Genomic DNA, 16,242 nt, shown 5'->3' with positions numbered 1-16,242 from the left:
TATTCAATAACACTAAATAGTTTTAAAACAATTTTATTGACAATTAATTAAATTTAATTACGGAATATGTCCAAAATATAAATTATAAATAAGTTAGTAATTTTTAAAAAATAAATTTAAAAGTAATGGTGAAACTAATGGAAATAAATAAATTATTGAATAATCGTTATCATATTTTAAAAATTATTGGTTCGGGTGGTATGGGTAAAGTTTATGAAGCACAAGATAAATATTTAAATCGGCAAGTTGCTTTAAAAGTAATTAATCCAATTTCACCGCTAGATGACTTAATAAAAGAACGATTTTTGCAAGAAATTAGAGCAGTATCTAGAGTTAGACATCCCAATGTTATTTTGGTATATGATGTTTTTATTGATAAGAAAGATTGATGCTTAGTTTTTGAATTATTAGAAGGTAAAACATTAAAAGAATATTTAAGTAATTATTCGGTTTTATCAGTTAATGAAGTTATAGTTATTATAAAAGAAATTTTAAAAGGGGTTAATGCGTGTCATTCAGTCAATATTATTCATCGTGATTTAAAACCTGAAAATATTATTTTAACTAGTAGTGGAGCAATTAAAGTTTTAGACTTTGGTATTGCTGTTATTGATGATTATGAAGTTAAAAAACATGCTAATCAAGTTGTAGGAACAATGAAATATATTGCTCCAGAAGTAGTAAAATTTCAAAAACCAACAATTCAAAGTGATATTTATGCTTTGGGTATTATATTATATGAATTATTAGTTGGTAAACCACCTTTTTTTCATAAAAATCCACAAATATTAGCCGCTAAACATATTAAAGAACCAATGCCATTAATTCATGAAATTAATAAGAATATTCCACAAAGTTTAGAAAATATTATTTTGAAGGCAACTGCTAAGAATATTAATGATCGCTATCGGACAATTAGTGAATTGAGTAATGATTTAGATTGTTGTTTAAAAACGGAAAATAAAAATAATATGTTATTTAAGAAAAATTACTTAAATTCACAAAAATTAAAAAAACCATTTTATTTAAAAAAAGAATTTTTATTATTTTTAATTTTAATTATATTATTACTTATTGGTGTTATTATAAGCATATTAATTTTATATTAATTGGAGGACACTATGAATTTTAAACAAGGAATAGTTATTGGAGTTGCAAATAACTTTGTTGAAGTAAGAATTGAAAATCAAATTTTTTCTTGTTTAATCAAAGGAAATTTAAAATTTCAAACAGCAAAAATTTTAGTTGGTGATTATGTTAAAGTTAATTTTAAAGATGATAAAAATCCTTTGGTTGAATCAATTTTACCTCGATTTAATGAACTATATCGACCAAGCATTGCTAATGTTGATCAAGTATTAATTGTTAGTTCTCTTGTTAATCCTTTTCTTAGTAGTTTTCTATTAAATAAATTATTAACAATTTTTAATTATTATCATTTAAAAATAATTTTAATATTTACAAAAATTGATTTGGTAACTAAAGATAATGAAGTTTGAACAAAAGTTAAAGCATATCAGAATTTAAATTTACCAACAATTTTTATTTCAAATGTTAAAAAAAATGGTATTGAAGATTTAAAAAAAGTTTTTACAAACAAGTTATCAATATTAACAGGTACTTCAGGAGTGGGAAAGAGTTCAACTTTAAATAGTTTGGATAATAATTTAAAATTATGAACACAGGATATTTCTACAAGTTTAAATCGTGGTAAACATACCACAACTAAAACTCGCCTTTATTTTTTACATGATGGTATTATTGCAGATACACCTGGTTTTTCGGTCTTTCAGTTACAAGGTCTAAGTAGTATTGATATTGCTACTAATTTTCCTAGTTTTACTAATATTTGACAAAATTGTAAGTTTCGTACTTGCTTACATCAGCAAGAACCAGAATGTGCAATTAAAAAAGCAGTTGCAAATAAAATAATTTCTAGTTTTTTTTATGAAGATTATTGTAAAATTTTAATAGAATTCAATAAAATTAATAATTTAAAATAAAGGATGGTAATATATGAAAAAAGAAGTAACAATTGCCGCTAGCATTTTAACTGCTAACTTTCTATCTTTAAAAGATGATTTATTAAATTTACAAAATGCAGGAATTAATTGAATTCATTTTGATGTTATGGATCATCATTTTGTTGAAAATTTAAGTTTTGGTGCAAAAATATTAAGTGATGTATGTAAATTTAGTTCTAATATCAATATTGATTGTCATATGATGGTAAAGATAACAACATCAAAAGTATGTGATTATTTAAAACCATTTATAATTTTACCGCAAGTTAAAAATATTACTTTGCATTATGAAGCATTAACAGAAGAACAATTAAAAGAATTTCTGCAGTGAAAAAATCCTGGTTTTAAAAAAGGAATTGCCATTAATCCTGATACACCAATTTCAAAAATTTATGATTATTTGAAAGATCTTGATACAATTTTAATTATGAGTGTGCAACCAGGTGCGGGTGGACAACGTTTTTTAGATTTAACTATTAATAAAATTAAAATGTTAGTAAAACATATCGATAATAATTTTCCAAATATTACAATTGCTGTTGATAGTGGCATTAATAATTTAACAGCAAATGATTGTATTGCTGCTGGTGCTAATTACCTAGTAGCGGGTAGTTATTTATTAAATAGTGATAATTCAGTAAAAAAACAAGTTGCGATGTTAACAAATTATGAAAAATAGTGATATTAAACAATTAGTAATTGTTTGTCGTGATTATAATTTAAATTGAGAACAATTTATTAATCCAATTTTTATTGGTGTTGAAACTGTGAATTTGTCAAGAAAAGTGGACAATTAAAGTAACCTTTTATTAAATTTTATAAAATAGTGTTTGTAAGTGTTAAATTTGTAGATATGAAGTAATTATTTGTTGATTTGGAATGAGCTAATCGATATTCGATTGGACTCATTCCTTTTAATTTTGTTTGAGGTCTATCGTTATTATAAAAGTAAATATATTTGGGTAAATTTTCTTTTATTCATTCAATAGTTCTGTTTTTTCTTAGAATTTGATATAGAAATTCTGTTTTCATTGTTCCAAATCAAGATTCAGTAGCACCATTATCACAAGAATTACCTCTTCTAGACATCGAAATTTTTATTTTTAATTCGTCACATAAGGTTTTATAAGAAGGATTTGTATAATGGTTTTATTTTATTAAAAATTTCACAAAGTAAGTTAAATCTTAAGTACATAAGTCTAAATTTAGATTTTCTACATTTATTTACTAAAATTTTGAATCTTTTCAATCAAGCAAAGACATGTTCAACTTTAATTCTAATTTTAGATACAATCTTATTGTATTTTCTTTCTTGTTTAGTTAATTTTTTATTTTTAGTTCTTTTAATTGGTATTATTGTATTTTTATAAATATTTTGTATACCTTGATATCCTAAATCACCAATAATTATTGTTTTTTCTGAAAATTCAAGATTTGAATTTTTTAATATTTGAAAATCATGCACTTTACCATTATCAGCAAAAATATCAACAATTTTTTTATTAAAAAAATCATATACAATTTGAAATTTTATAGAATACATTCAACTTTTACCAGAAAAATATTCTAACTGTAGTTTTTTTTAGTTGGTCTTTCAATTTCAATCTCAGTTGAATCAATTAAATAAAATTGAAATTCATTTGAATTTTCTTGTTTTTTATCAATTTTTAATTTATATCTTTCTTTTAAAAATTGGTAATCTTTGTGGTTACTAAGTTTATTTTCTACTCAAGTAATATTTCGAAAACAACTTGATGGGCTCATTTTAGATTTAATACTCATTTGAAAAAAAGTATAATATTCTTTTCAGTATAATAAAGTCATCATTAATCTTTCTTCTACTGAAAGTTTATTTTTTCGACCTTTATTTTTTTCTAATTTTTCTATTTCAATTAATTTTTCTAACATTTCATTAAAATGAAAACGTTTTATACCAAAATATCTATAAAATTCTTCATTTTTTAATTTTTTTAAATTTTCAAAAATCATTTTTATCAACACTTTTCTAAATTTATTGTTAATAACAAAATTATAAAATAAATTTTAAAATTATTAATTGACTTTTAAAAAATTTAATTACGGAATATGTCTAATGAAATCCTTGGTCTGATTGTAAAATTCATGAAGTAGGTTTTTGAGCATTAAATCAAGCTTGAATAATGTTTTGGACAACAAATGTCATATCTAAACTTGCGCTTATTTTATAATCTAATATTTCATTATTATGAAAATCTTTAACAATTGATAAATAATATGTTTTACCATTAGTCAATAAATAAGTTATATCAGTACCTAATTTTTGATTTAAATCAGTAGTTGAAAAATCACAATTTAATAAATTATCATATCTTAAACTTCCTGATTTAGTTTTATAATCAAATTTCTTTATGCGAACCTTAGCTTTTAAACCCATATTTCTCATATATCTTATACAACATGAAATTTTAATTTTAAATTATAAATTTTGTTAATTAATAAAGTTATCATTTTATAACCATAAATTTCTTTAAATTCATAAAAAATATTTTTAATTATATTAGCTAAAAATTTATCTCATTTATTAAATTCATTCATTCCGTTTTTAATTCATTTGTAATATCCTGATTTTGAAACCTTTAAAAATCAACATAAATAACTAATCTGATATTTTTTCTTCAAGGAGAAAATCAGAAAATATTTCTTCTTTTTTGTCGATTTTTCTAAATACTTTTTTATATCGTTCATTACCTCAATATATTGAATTAATTCTTGTTTTGTCATTTCATTAAAATTTAAAGATTTGGTTCGACCTGTTCTTTTGGTTTTTTTAGCACGAATTCCATTGCCATATTCTAAACCTTCTTCACCTAATAATTTGTATGCTTTAATTCATTCTTTTATTGATGATCGGCCAATACCATATTCTAATGCAGTTTTATCAATCGTTTTAATTTTACTTATTTTTATTATTTTTAACTTTTCTTCTTTTGATAGTCATTTAGCCATAAAAAAAATTAACACCTTCCTTAAAGTATTTTTAACACAAAGGTTACAATTCTGTGTCTACTTTATTCTAGATGTTCAAAAAGCTAAAAATAAAATATGTGGACAAATTAATAATTTTAATTTGAATTTCAAAAATGAAAAACAATTAGCAAGAAGATGGTGACATTGACCACTTAAATTTTTAACTTGTGGAATGTGAGAAAGTAATAAAATTAAAGCAATTAATAATAAATATAGTAAGGATAGTTTTGATAAATTAATTGGCGAACATAATGGATTAAATACTAAAATTAATGAGTTAGAAAGTGATATTAAAATTTTAAAAACTAAAGTTAATAAATCAGAAAAGAAAACTAAAATATTAGGAAGTAGTAGTTTAAATTATGGTAAAAATGGGTAATGTTTAGTAATCTGTGTAACTTACAAAAAAACTATGTTTAATTAATTCTAGTAAATATAATTAAATGACTAGAAAGAGTGAGTTACAGATGGCTAAAAAGCAAAATATTAATAATAATGATCCAATATCAAAAGCAGTAGATTTATTATTAGAAAATACTGAAGATTTAACAACAGTTTTTAAAGAGGGAGGATTGTATAAAGAATTAACAAAAAGATTAGTAGAAAAAATGTTGAATTCTGAGATGCAAAATTATTTGGGATATGAAAAGAATCAACATAGTAATAGTGACAATGCTCGTAATGGTATAAGTTCAAAAAAAATAATAACTCAACAAGGTAAAATTGAGATTGATGTACCACGAGATCGCAATAGTAATTTTAATCCTATAATAGTTGCAAAAAGACAAAGAAGATTTGATGGTTTTGATCAACAAGTTCTTTCTTTATATGCAAAAGGTATGACATTATCAGATATTAGAATGCAATTACAAGAGTTATATCATGGTGCTGATATTAGTGAAAGTGTTATTAGTCAAATTACTGATGATGTTATTGATGATGTAAAAGCATGGCAAAATCGACCATTAGAAAGTGTCTATCCGATTGTTTATTTTGATTGCATAGTAGTGAAAGTACGACAAGATAAAAGGATTATTAATAAATCAGTTTATATAGCTTTAGGAGTTGATTTAGAAGGTAAAAAAGATGTTTTAGGTTTATGAATTAGTGAAAATGAAGGTGCTAAATTTTGATTAGCAAATTTAACAGAAATGAAAAATCGTGGCTTAAATGATATTCTTATTGCCTGCAGTGATAATTTAACAGGCATGTCAGAAGCAATACAATCAGTTTATCTTAAAACAGAACATCAATTATGCATAGTTCATCAAATTAGAAATAGTTTGAAATATGTCTCATATAAGCATAGAAAATCTCTAGTTGCAGATTTAAAACCAATTTATACTGCATGTAGTGAAGAACAAGCAATGCAGGCTTTAAAATCCTTTGAAAATAAGTGAAATAAACAATATCCTCAAATTGCTAAATCTTGATATAAAAATTGAGATAATTTAATGGTTTTTATTAGTTATCCTACAGAAATCAAAAGAGTGATTTATACAACAAATGCTATTGAATCTGTAAATAGTCAATTACGAAAAGTTATCAGAAATAAAAAAGTTTTTCCTAATGATATGGCAGTTTTTAAAATATTTTATTTAGCAATTGAAAATATAACAAAAAAATGAACAATGCCCATTCAAAATTGAAATACAGCAATTGCTCATTTTATGATAAAATTTAAAGATAGAATTAATCTAAACTAGTACTTTGTAAAACAAAGATACACAGATTACATAAAAGCCTCTAAAATTTAATTATTTATAAATAATAAACCTCTTAATGAGGTTTATTATTTTTCTTAAATGTTTCTGTTATATTAGTAGCAATATCATTAGCAAATTTAGTTTGTAATTCTTTTTTAGAATAATTTTGTTTAATTTTGTTTAATTTCTTTTAATTTATTATTAAATTGTTCTTTATGTATTGGACAAAAATTTAACATTTCTTTTGGTTCAAATTGTTCTTTATTATCAATAATTACTTTATTTACTTCAATAATAATTTGCACTTTACAATCTTTAGCCATACATTTAATTTTTATAAAATTAGTTTTCATTATTTATTCTCCTTTTATTAAATCTATTAAATATGCAATAAACACAGTAATTCCAAATAAAACTAATACTCCAATTATTATTGTTACTAAACTAAGTATTCATATTTCTACTGATGTCATTATTTATTCTCCTTATTTAAATAATATCAACCAATTAATAAACTATCTGCTTCATCATGATTATTAATATCAATATTTCATTCATATTTTTCATTTAAATAAAAACATATATCTTCACTTATTTTTTTATTTCAATTTCTTAAAGAAATATTAGTAATAATATTATCTATATATCATTTTTTTCATTTACTAGGACTTATTAACATATCTTTTGTTATAAGTTTATTAAATTGTCCAGCAATAAAACCTCTCAAATGTTCTTGTGTTTCATAACCAATACCATTTTTTGAATGAAAAGTACCACGTTCAATAATTAAATTTATATCTTCATTTCTTGTTCTATGAAAAAATATCTCATTTTGAAAATCAATAAAATCTAATTTTTTATTATTAAAACTATAACTACTTATTCATATTGGTTTTCAATAATATATTTTTAAACATTCTTCTTTATCACAATAATGCTTAAATTTTTCTCATAAAGTAAATCCAGTATTTTTAATACTTGGGTCAATTGAAAGTAAATAATTATTCATTATCAAATTCTCCATATTCAATTTTCATATAAATATCTCAATACCCTATTGCTTGATTGTTTAAATTTACTTCTTTTAATTCTAAAAATTTATTTTTACAATATTCAAATAATTTTTCTTTATTAATAATATTTAAATTTGGTTCGTATTTTTCTTTCATTTTCAAGTACATTATATATCTTATTTCTTCAACTTTTTTCATATGTTCTTCACAAAAATATCTAATTTGATGATTATCTTCATCTCTTTTAGTTGGGGTATTAGGACAGTTAGTAATGAGCTTTCCATCTTTATTAACCTCACTTCAACAGCAAGGAATTACGTTATCTTTTAATAAATCTTGGTTTGCTTTAATATTTTCCATTTTTTCACTCCTTAAATGATTTAAAATATAATTCATTGTTTTTAATTCTTATATTAGAAAAAGAAAGTCTAACTAATAATAAATATAAAACCAAAATTGAAAAATTAAATAAAAAACTACAAGAAACTCTTGATGATTTAAAAGAAATAAGTGATTTCTATGCAAAATCAGAAAGAGATGCATTAGATAAAAGAAAAATAATTACAAATCTTGCAAATAAAATTACAGAATTAGAAACACAGTTAATAGAAAATCAACAACAAGCAGAAATAAAAAATAATAATAAAAAAATTATAATTTCAAAAATAAATTTAATAATACCTGGTGAAATATGTTCTTTAGCAACTGATACAAAAGGTAATCTTTATCTTGGAACTAGAAATAGTTCTTGACATGGTGCTATTTATAAATGTTTAGCAGGAGAAACAAACTTTAAACCAATATTAGGAATATATGGTGAAATATGAACAATAGCTATTGATAAAAATGAAAATGTTTATATAGGTACTAGAGAAAGTAGTTTTAAAGGTAACGTTTATAAATATCAAAAAAATCAAAATACTTTTAAAAAAATGGATGGTATAAATAAATCTGTTTCTTCTTTAACTTTTGACAATGATGATAATATTTATGCAGGAGTTTGAACCGGTTCATATCAATCTCCTAGTAATGGTGAAGTTTACAAATGTTTAGCAGAAGAAACAAACTTTAAACCAATGTCTGGAATAAAAGGGGGAGTACTATCATTATTTTTTAATAAAAATACAAATTTTTTATATGTTACTACATGAAACGGAGATGGAAAAACTAAAACTAATGACGGTTCACTTTATAAATGCTTACCACCAAATAATGTCTTTACTTTAGTTCAAAAAAATTTACCAGCTATATGACATCTAAAAACCAAAGATAGTGAACCATTTATTGAACTTGAATATTAACAAATATTAAAAAAAATATAATTGAAATTAATAATTATTAATTTAACATTATTGAAAAATTGATTTCAATTAAATTACATAATTAATCTCTAATGAAAAACAATTTAATTATTTTTCATTAGAGATTTTTAATATTTATATTTTCTAATTTTATTAAACTTCTAATCACTTTAAAATTAAAATTTTACTTCTTAAATTCCAAATTTAATATTGATAACTGATCAGATGAAATTTCACTAGGACTATTTGTTAATAAACAAATACCACGATTATTTTTAGGAAAAGCAATAGTATCACGAATTGATTCATTCTTAATTAAAATCATTAATAAACGATCAATGCCAAAAGCAATACCACCATGTGGAGGAACTCCGTAATTAAAAGCTGATAAGAAAAAACCAAATTTATTTTCAATTTCTGTTTTACTTAAATCTAATAATTCAAAAATCTTTTTTTGTAATTTATAATCATGAATTCTAATGCTCCCACCAGCAATTTCAAAACCATTTAAAACCAAATCATAAGCATCTGCAGTTAAAGTTCCTAAATCTTTATTTTTTATATCTAATAATTTTTCAGGATTTTTTGGACTTGTAAAAGGATGATGACAAGCTTGTCATTTATTTTCTTCCTGTTCAAACATTGGTCAATCAATAATTCAAATAAATTCAAAGTTTTCAATTATTCATAAAATCTTTATGATTAATTCGTTTTGACAAATCATTAATATAAAAACTTCTAATAGCACCCATAACTTTATTAGCAACATCTTGTTGTTCATATACGAAAATTAAAAAATTATTATTATATTTTATTTTTGATATTTCTTCTGCTAAAACTAAATCATCAAACTTTACTTTAGAATTATTATGAATAATTTTTTTCTTAATTAAGTCATAAATTATTAATGTTTTTCCTCCATGCTGATTGCTAATTTCTGTTATTTTTTTTATAGTTGTTTCATTCATTTTATCATTAACTATAAAACCCTTATAAATAAATCCATCACTATTATTGTTAATATTAATATTTATTAACTTACATGTACAACGCAAATCAGGTTTATCACTACCATATAAATCCATTGCTTGATCATAGGTAATCGATGAAAATGTTGAGGGAATATTACCAATTTTTAAAGTATTAAAAAGACTTATTATCATATTTTCTACTATTAATTTAATTTCTTTACTAGTAGTAAATGCCATTTCTAAGTCTAATTGTTGAAATTCGGGTTGTCTATCAGCACGAAAATCTTCATCACGAAAACATTTAGCAATTTGATAATATTTGTCAATACCTGATATCATTAATAATTGCTTATAAATTTGTGGTGATTGTGGTAAAGCATAAAAATGTTTTTTTGAATACGAGCAGGAACTAAAAAATCACGAGCACCTTCTGGTGTTGATTTTGTTAAGCAAGGAGTATCAATTTCTAAAAAATTATTTTGATTCAAAAATGTTCGTAAGCAACTAAGAACTTGGTGTTTAAATTTAATATTATAATTCATTGCTGGTCTTCTTAAATCTAAATAGCGATATTGTAAACGTAATTCTTCACTAGCAAGCGTATTATCATTTTTAATAACAAATGGTAAATTAATAGAATTGCTTAATATTTCAATATCTTTTGCTACTACTTCAATCATATCATTAGCAGTTTTTGCATCTTTATTTTTTCGTAAGACAACTGTTCCAATTACTTTTAAAACAGATTCAACTTTAACATTTTTTATTTCTTGATAATATCCGTTATCTGGTTTAACAATGACTTGTGTTGTTCCATACATATCACGTAAATCAATAAAAATACCAAATTTATTAATACGAATATCTTTAACTCAACCACTAATAATAATTTCTTTTGTAATATCACCCTGCGTTAAATTACCACATGTATGAGTTCTAAAGAGTTTTTCCATATTCTTCATTCTCCTCTAATAATAGATTTTTAACCTTACTAAGCAATTGCTGTTCAGTATCAAAAATTAATTTTATCATTTCTTTTTAACAAAAGAATAAAAAGTAACCTGATTTTTTTCTTTTAAAAATAGTATATTTTTGGCTAAACTACGATCAATAATCTGTGACTTATTTTTATCTTGATATAAATTATATTCCATATCAATATGATAATTTTCTTTACGTAATTGTAATAATAAATCGGAAGCTATTATTAATCCTAATTCGCTTAAAGCAATAATTTGTAAATCAATAATTGGTGGTTTATTAATATTTTTATTTTCTACCAATAATAACATTAATCTTTCAATACCAATTGCAAAACCAATAGCAGGTATTTTTAATGGTGAACCCAATTCATTAAATAAATTATCATATCTACCACCACCAAGTAAAGTATTTTGACTTTCACCAATTCGTGAATCAATAGTAGTTATTTCAAAAATAATACCATTATAATAATCTAAACCACGAACTAAATGCTCATCAATAATAAAATTAACTTTATTATTTTTTAAACTATTAATAATGGTTGTAAAATATGTTTTTTCTTCATTAGTTAAAAAATCATTTAAATATGGTATTTCTAAATTTAATTTAGTACAAATTTTACAATCAAGAACTCTTAACGGCGATACTTTAACTCTAATTTGACAATTTTCACACAATTGCTTACTTTGATTTAATAATTGTTCTTTAAGTGCTATTTGGTATTTATTTTTTGTTTCATTAGATCCAAAATAATTAATATTTAAAGTTAAATTTGGTATTGAAAAACTTTTTATCATTTCTAGGGCCATCATCATTACTTCAACATCAACTAAAGGATGTTTAACACCAACAGTTTCGATACCAAATTGATTAAATTGACGTTGACGCCCTTTTTGAGGTCTTTCATATCGAAACATTGAACCATAATAAAAATACTTTAACGTTTGCTTAGATTTATATAATTTATTTTCAATTATAGCACGAACAATACCCGCTGTTCCTTCAGGACGAAGAGCTAATAATCTATCATTTTTATCATTAAATTGATAAATTTCTTTCTGAATAATATCAGTTGTATCTCCCACGGCTCGTAAAAATAGTTGAGCATTTTCAAAAATAGGAGTAATAAATTCTTGATAATTATATTTAATTGCACACTGTGTTAAAGATTTAATAATATTACGATATATAATAACCTCTTCATTATACATATCACGTGTTCCTCTTGCTTTTTGAAATTGCATACTTTTTTTACTCCTTTTAATAAAAAATAAATCTTCTAAAAAAACGTTCCTTTATTTTAGGAACGTTTCTTAACGCGGTACCATCCTAATTCATTTACAAAGTAAATGCACTTAATTATAATTTATCATATTTAATTAATTAATAATACAAGCTATTTAATGTCATAAAATTAGTTAACCAATGTTTGCACCAACCACACTGTCTCTTAATGTTTACCCTAAATTTACTTTTAAATGCTGAAATAAATGCTGAAAATATTATACTAAAATATTACATAATTATTCTGTTTATTGCAATAATATCAGGAATTTTTTTAATTGATGAAATAATTTGATGTAAACGTTCAATATTAGAAACTTTAATTAAAATTTTTAAACTTCCATGATTTTCCTTAAGCTTATTATTAGCATCAATACTTTGAATTTGTGCCTTTAAATAGCCCAAAATATTTAAAACATCAGTCATCAATGCTGGTCGATCTAAATATTGAATTTGAATTTTTGAATTATAAAGATGATGACTGGTTGCTAATAAATTTCACTTAGTATCAATAATACGTTGGGAGATTGTCAAAAATCCGGAATAAATTAAATCTATATAGTCTTATTATATTTTAGACAAGAAATAATTTGGATTTTTATGAAATTGTATTTAAATAATATAATTTTTTTAACTTAAATGCAACTAAAATACTTATTTTTAAAAATTACTAAAAAATTAAAAAATAAATTTAATATTTATACACAACAAAAATTCTTATTAAAACACATTTAATAAGTTTTATTCTATTTTGATTTTTAAAAAAAAGTTAAATTTTAATTTATAATAATTGTATCTCTGTATTTATTTTATTACATTTAAAAATAACCATTTTAATATAAATTGAAATATTATAAGTTCTATTACCAAGCATTTCTTTTAAAACATGTCAAATATTAGTTTCAGTAAAGCAACCAATATTTCATTTTGCACCTTGATTTTCAATACCTTGTTTATTATTTTTAAAATATTTTTTCTTTAATTTTTTATGATTATCTAATTCTTTATATAAATAATCAATTAATTGTTCATATTGACCATTATTAATTAAATTTTTACAGTAATTATATTCTTTTAAATATTTTCCTTTATTTCCCGCCATTATACCAAGATATAATGTTCTAATTAAATAAAATTTATCTAAAACAAACTGTGCACCTAAATAATCAGCAACTTCTTTAATTCATCCTGCACTATCTCCACAAATAATTATTTTTGCTTGTTCAACATTTTTATAAAATTTTTGACAATGTTCTTTAACAAATTCAGCAGTTTTTTTAACGCCAATTGCTGTTTTTGTTGGTCTTATAATTGCCTTTACTCTTTTATTTTGTACTTTATGATTAATATTATCTGTATATGTTACTATTAATCGCATAGAATGTTTTGTACCTTTACGTTTAAAATTTCAAAATTTTCGGTGACCATCATCAATTGCTACAAAAATAGGTTGATTTTTTTCTAATTTTACTTTTACTGGATTTGCTTCAATTACTTCTAAATTTTTAAAAACTCTATGAACAGTACTAACACTAATACCTGCTTTTTTACAAATAGCACAAATATCATGATATCTTTTTCCATCAGCAAAATATTCAATAATAGTTTGTTCAACATCTTCACCAATTCTTTTATATTTAGGTAATTCTAGTCATTCATCAACTAAACAAACACGAACTCATTTTTGTAATTTTTCATCAAAATATTCATAAATTCTTCTTTTATAAGTTACTAATTCATACATTATTTTTCTTGTTCGATATTGATAATCAACAATTTTATATTTCTTTTTATCTCTTGTATTTTTTATTCTTCAATCTCATTTTTCTCATTTTTTTCTTATATGTTCTAAAACTAATTTATCAATTTTTGCACTTTGGACATATTCCGTAATTAAATTTAATTAATTGTCAATAAAATTGTTTTAAAACTATTTAGTGTTATTGAATATAGAAATAAATATTTTTTGAAAAAATAGTTTAAAAAATGAGTTTACATTTTAAACAAAAAATTGTTAATAATATTTTTATATTAACTCGATAAAAATTTAAATTTTAAAAAAATATTGAGGCTTTTATGTAATCTGTGTATCTTTGTTTTACAAAGTACTAGTTTAGATTAATTCTATCTTCAAATTTTATCATAAAATGAGCAATTGCTGTATTTCAATTTTGAATGGGCATTGTTCATTTTTTTGTTATATTTTCAATTGCTAAATAAAATATTTTAAAAACTGCCATATCATTAGGAAAAACTTTTTTATTTCTGATAACTTTTCGTAATTGACTATTTACAGATTCAATAGCATTTGTTGTATAAATAACTCTTTTGATTTCTGTAGGATAACTAATAAAAACCATTAAATTATCTCAATTTTTATATCAAGATTTAGCAATTTGAGGATATTGTTTATTTCACTTATTTTCAAAGGATTCTAAAGCCTGCATTGCTTGTTCTTCACTACATGCAGTATAAATTGGTTTTAAATCTGCAACTAGAGATTTTCTATGCTTATATGAGACATATTTCAAACTATTTCTAATTTGATGAACTATGCATAATTGATGTTCTGTTTTAAGATAAACTGATTGTATTGCTTCTGACATGCCTGTTAAATTATCACTGCAGGCAATAAGAATATCATTTAAGCCACGATTTTTCATTTCTGTTAAATTTGCTAATCAAAATTTAGCACCTTCATTTTCACTAATTCATAAACCTAAAACATCTTTTTTACCTTCTAAATCAACTCCTAAAGCTATATAAACTGATTTATTAATAATCCTTTTATCTTGTCGTACTTTCACTACTATGCAATCAAAATAAACAATCGGATAGACACTTTCTAATGGTCGATTTTGCCATGCTTTTACATCATCAATAACATCATCAGTAATTTGACTAATAACACTTTCACTAATATCAGCACCATGATATAACTCTTGTAATTGCATTCTAATATCTGATAATGTCATACCTTTTGCATATAAAGAAAGAACTTGTTGATCAAAACCATCAAATCTTCTTTGTCTTTTTGCAACTATTATAGGATTAAAATTACTATTGCGATCTCGTGGTACATCAATCTCAATTTTACCTTGTTGAGTTATTATTTTTTTTGAACTTATACCATTACGAGCATTGTCACTATTACTATGTTGATTCTTTTCATATCCCAAATAATTTTGCATCTCAGAATTCAACATTTTTTCTACTAATCTTTTTGTTAATTCTTTATACAATCCTCCCTCTTTAAAAACTGTTGTTAAATCTTCAGTATTTTCTAATAATAAATCTACTGCTTTTGATATTGGATCATTATTATTAATATTTTGCTTTTTAGCCATCTGTAACTCACTCTTTCTAGTCATTTAATTATATTTACTAGAATTAATTAAACATAGTTATTTTTGTAAGTTACACAGATTACTAAACATTACCAAAATATTAAAAATATTTTTTTAAAATTTAAATTTTTATCGAGTTAATATAAAAATATTATTAACAATTTTTTGTTTAAAATGTAAACTCATTTTTTAAACTATTTTTTCAAAAAATATTTATTTCTATATTCAATAACACTAAATAGTTTTAAAACAATTTTATTGACAATTAATTAAATTTAATTACGGAATATGTCCAAAGTATTTAATGGTGTTACATTTCCTTTTAAATAATCATAAACTTGATTAATAGTAAAATCAGTTAAAAACTCTACACCAACAGCACTAATACTAGCAACTAAATCACTTGCACCTAATCCAAGTGCAAAACTTTCACTTAATCCACCAGTAAAAGGAGCAAGTGCTACTGCTATAACTTGTACACCAATCATTTCTAAAATTTCTCATCAAAAACTTTTATTTTCTTGTTGGTTACTTGTTCTAGTATGTTTTGGTTTATTTATGTTTAAAAGTATTGCTGTACTAGTTGTACCAATTGGCATGATATTA

23 protein-coding genes are annotated in these 16,242 nt (G+C 22.8%); 7 read left to right on the top strand and 16 right to left on the bottom strand.

The features are described from left to right. The first annotated feature begins 137 nt into the window (after positions 1-137). The 4 genes from AACL24_RS07280 to AACL24_RS07265 are packed head-to-tail and all read left to right on the top strand — an operon-like array spanning position 138 to position 2,821. Positions 138-1,109, top strand: a complete 972-nt coding sequence (locus AACL24_RS07280) for a serine/threonine-protein kinase (protein WP_339049301.1) — start codon at positions 138-140, stop codon at positions 1,107-1,109. A gap of 12 nt (positions 1,110-1,121) precedes the next feature. Next, on the top strand, positions 1,122-2,003 hold the full coding sequence (gene rsgA, locus AACL24_RS07275) for a ribosome small subunit-dependent GTPase A (protein ID WP_174481522.1): 882 nt from the start codon (positions 1,122-1,124) through the stop codon (positions 2,001-2,003). Between the two features lie 13 nt (positions 2,004-2,016). Beyond that, complete coding sequence (locus AACL24_RS07270; protein ID WP_339049300.1) at positions 2,017-2,703, top strand: ribulose-phosphate 3-epimerase; 687 nt, start codon at positions 2,017-2,019, stop codon at positions 2,701-2,703. Then, a complete protein-coding gene (locus tag AACL24_RS07265) occupies positions 2,693-2,821 on the top strand; it encodes a hypothetical protein (protein WP_339046926.1) in 129 nt (42 codons plus the stop codon). Before AACL24_RS07270 ends, AACL24_RS07265 begins: the two co-directional genes overlap by 11 nt. 19 nt (positions 2,822-2,840) lie before the next feature. Here the strand turns inward: AACL24_RS07265 and AACL24_RS07260 are convergent, their stop codons facing one another. The 5 genes from AACL24_RS07260 to AACL24_RS07240 all read right to left on the bottom strand — a co-directional run bounded on the left by AACL24_RS07260 (position 2,841) and on the right by AACL24_RS07240 (position 5,009). Continuing rightward, on the bottom strand, positions 2,841-3,113 hold the full coding sequence (locus tag AACL24_RS07260) for an IS3 family transposase (protein WP_339046928.1): 273 nt from the start codon (positions 3,111-3,113) through the stop codon (positions 2,841-2,843). Between the two features lie 34 nt (positions 3,114-3,147). Next, complete coding sequence (locus AACL24_RS07255; RefSeq protein ID WP_339049299.1) at positions 3,148-3,567, bottom strand: transposase family protein; 420 nt, start codon at positions 3,565-3,567, stop codon at positions 3,148-3,150. A 23-nt stretch (positions 3,568-3,590) separates the two neighbouring features. Then, complete coding sequence (locus AACL24_RS07250) at positions 3,591-4,013, bottom strand: transposase family protein (RefSeq protein ID WP_339045912.1); 423 nt, start codon at positions 4,011-4,013, stop codon at positions 3,591-3,593. Between the two features lie 100 nt (positions 4,014-4,113). Further along, on the bottom strand, positions 4,114-4,446 hold the full coding sequence (locus AACL24_RS07245; protein WP_339049298.1) for a hypothetical protein: 333 nt from the start codon (positions 4,444-4,446) through the stop codon (positions 4,114-4,116). A 5-nt stretch (positions 4,447-4,451) separates the two neighbouring features. After that, complete coding sequence (locus tag AACL24_RS07240; RefSeq protein ID WP_339049297.1) at positions 4,452-5,009, bottom strand: hypothetical protein; 558 nt, start codon at positions 5,007-5,009, stop codon at positions 4,452-4,454. Between the two features lie 193 nt (positions 5,010-5,202). Between AACL24_RS07240 and AACL24_RS07235 the strand changes: the two genes are divergently transcribed. Together AACL24_RS07235 and AACL24_RS07230 are read left to right on the top strand one after the other, a co-directional pair. Next, complete coding sequence (locus AACL24_RS07235) at positions 5,203-5,409, top strand: hypothetical protein (RefSeq protein ID WP_339049296.1); 207 nt, start codon at positions 5,203-5,205, stop codon at positions 5,407-5,409. 88 nt (positions 5,410-5,497) lie between these two features. Continuing rightward, the gene (locus AACL24_RS07230) at positions 5,498-6,736 is read left to right on the top strand and encodes an IS256 family transposase (RefSeq protein WP_339049413.1); all 1,239 of its coding nucleotides are present in this window, start codon (positions 5,498-5,500) and stop codon (positions 6,734-6,736) included. 170 nt (positions 6,737-6,906) lie between these two features. Here the strand turns inward: AACL24_RS07230 and AACL24_RS07225 are convergent, their stop codons facing one another. The 3 genes from AACL24_RS07225 to AACL24_RS07215 form a co-directional block, all read right to left on the bottom strand. Beyond that, entirely contained in the window at positions 6,907-7,089 is a 183-nt protein-coding gene (locus AACL24_RS07225) for a hypothetical protein (RefSeq protein ID WP_339049294.1), read from the bottom strand. Positions 7,090-7,208: 119 nt separating this feature from the next. Next, positions 7,209-7,745: a hypothetical protein gene (locus AACL24_RS07220; RefSeq protein WP_339049293.1), complete on the bottom strand. Its 537-nt coding sequence runs from the start codon at positions 7,743-7,745 to the stop codon at positions 7,209-7,211. Continuing rightward, positions 7,738-8,109: a hypothetical protein gene (locus tag AACL24_RS07215; protein ID WP_339047224.1), complete on the bottom strand. Its 372-nt coding sequence runs from the start codon at positions 8,107-8,109 to the stop codon at positions 7,738-7,740. Before AACL24_RS07215 ends, AACL24_RS07220 begins: the two co-directional genes overlap by 8 nt. A gap of 35 nt (positions 8,110-8,144) precedes the next feature. Here AACL24_RS07215 and AACL24_RS07210 point away from each other — a divergent pair, with 35 nt between their 5' ends. After that, positions 8,145-9,050 (top strand): hypothetical protein, encoded by a 906-nt coding sequence (locus AACL24_RS07210; RefSeq protein ID WP_339049291.1) that lies wholly within the window; start codon positions 8,145-8,147, stop codon positions 9,048-9,050. Positions 9,051-9,234: 184 nt separating this feature from the next. Here the strand turns inward: AACL24_RS07210 and AACL24_RS07205 are convergent, their stop codons facing one another. From AACL24_RS07205 to AACL24_RS07170, 8 genes are all read right to left on the bottom strand, one after another. Continuing rightward, the gene (locus AACL24_RS07205) at positions 9,235-9,693 is read right to left on the bottom strand and encodes an amino acid--tRNA ligase-related protein (protein ID WP_339049290.1); all 459 of its coding nucleotides are present in this window, start codon (positions 9,691-9,693) and stop codon (positions 9,235-9,237) included. After that, positions 9,671-10,360 (bottom strand): amino acid--tRNA ligase-related protein, encoded by a 690-nt coding sequence (locus tag AACL24_RS07200; RefSeq protein WP_339049289.1) that lies wholly within the window; start codon positions 10,358-10,360, stop codon positions 9,671-9,673. Before AACL24_RS07200 ends, AACL24_RS07205 begins: the two co-directional genes overlap by 23 nt. Beyond that, positions 10,360-10,974 carry an amino acid--tRNA ligase-related protein gene (locus tag AACL24_RS07195; RefSeq protein ID WP_339049288.1) on the bottom strand — a complete coding sequence of 205 codons (615 nt, stop codon included), beginning with the start codon at positions 10,972-10,974 and terminating at the stop codon, positions 10,360-10,362. The genes AACL24_RS07200 and AACL24_RS07195 overlap by 1 nt, the downstream gene beginning before the upstream one ends. A gap of 72 nt (positions 10,975-11,046) precedes the next feature. Next, complete coding sequence (gene hisS, locus AACL24_RS07190) at positions 11,047-12,249, bottom strand: histidine--tRNA ligase (protein ID WP_339049287.1); 1,203 nt, start codon at positions 12,247-12,249, stop codon at positions 11,047-11,049. 271 nt (positions 12,250-12,520) lie between these two features. Beyond that, positions 12,521-12,823 (bottom strand): ACT domain-containing protein, encoded by a 303-nt coding sequence (locus AACL24_RS07185; RefSeq protein WP_339049286.1) that lies wholly within the window; start codon positions 12,821-12,823, stop codon positions 12,521-12,523. A 247-nt stretch (positions 12,824-13,070) separates the two neighbouring features. Beyond that, positions 13,071-14,099, bottom strand: a complete 1,029-nt coding sequence (locus AACL24_RS07180) for an Mbov_0401 family ICE element transposase-like protein (protein ID WP_422398085.1) — start codon at positions 14,097-14,099, stop codon at positions 13,071-13,073. A gap of 298 nt (positions 14,100-14,397) precedes the next feature. Continuing rightward, on the bottom strand, positions 14,398-15,636 hold the full coding sequence (locus AACL24_RS07175; protein WP_339046650.1) for an IS256 family transposase: 1,239 nt from the start codon (positions 15,634-15,636) through the stop codon (positions 14,398-14,400). A gap of 275 nt (positions 15,637-15,911) precedes the next feature. Then, positions 15,912-16,235 carry a hypothetical protein gene (locus AACL24_RS07170; RefSeq protein ID WP_339049284.1) on the bottom strand — a complete coding sequence of 108 codons (324 nt, stop codon included), beginning with the start codon at positions 16,233-16,235 and terminating at the stop codon, positions 15,912-15,914. Positions 16,236-16,242: the final 7 nt, after the last annotated feature.

Origin of the sequence: Spiroplasma endosymbiont of Colias croceus (assembly GCF_964020095.1) — a bacterium.
Classification (GTDB): Bacteria; Bacillota_I; Bacilli_A; order Mycoplasmatales; family VBWQ01; genus Spiroplasma_E.
Note: the sequence above shows the minus strand (reverse complement) of the source record. Positions and strands in the feature narration are given on the sequence as shown.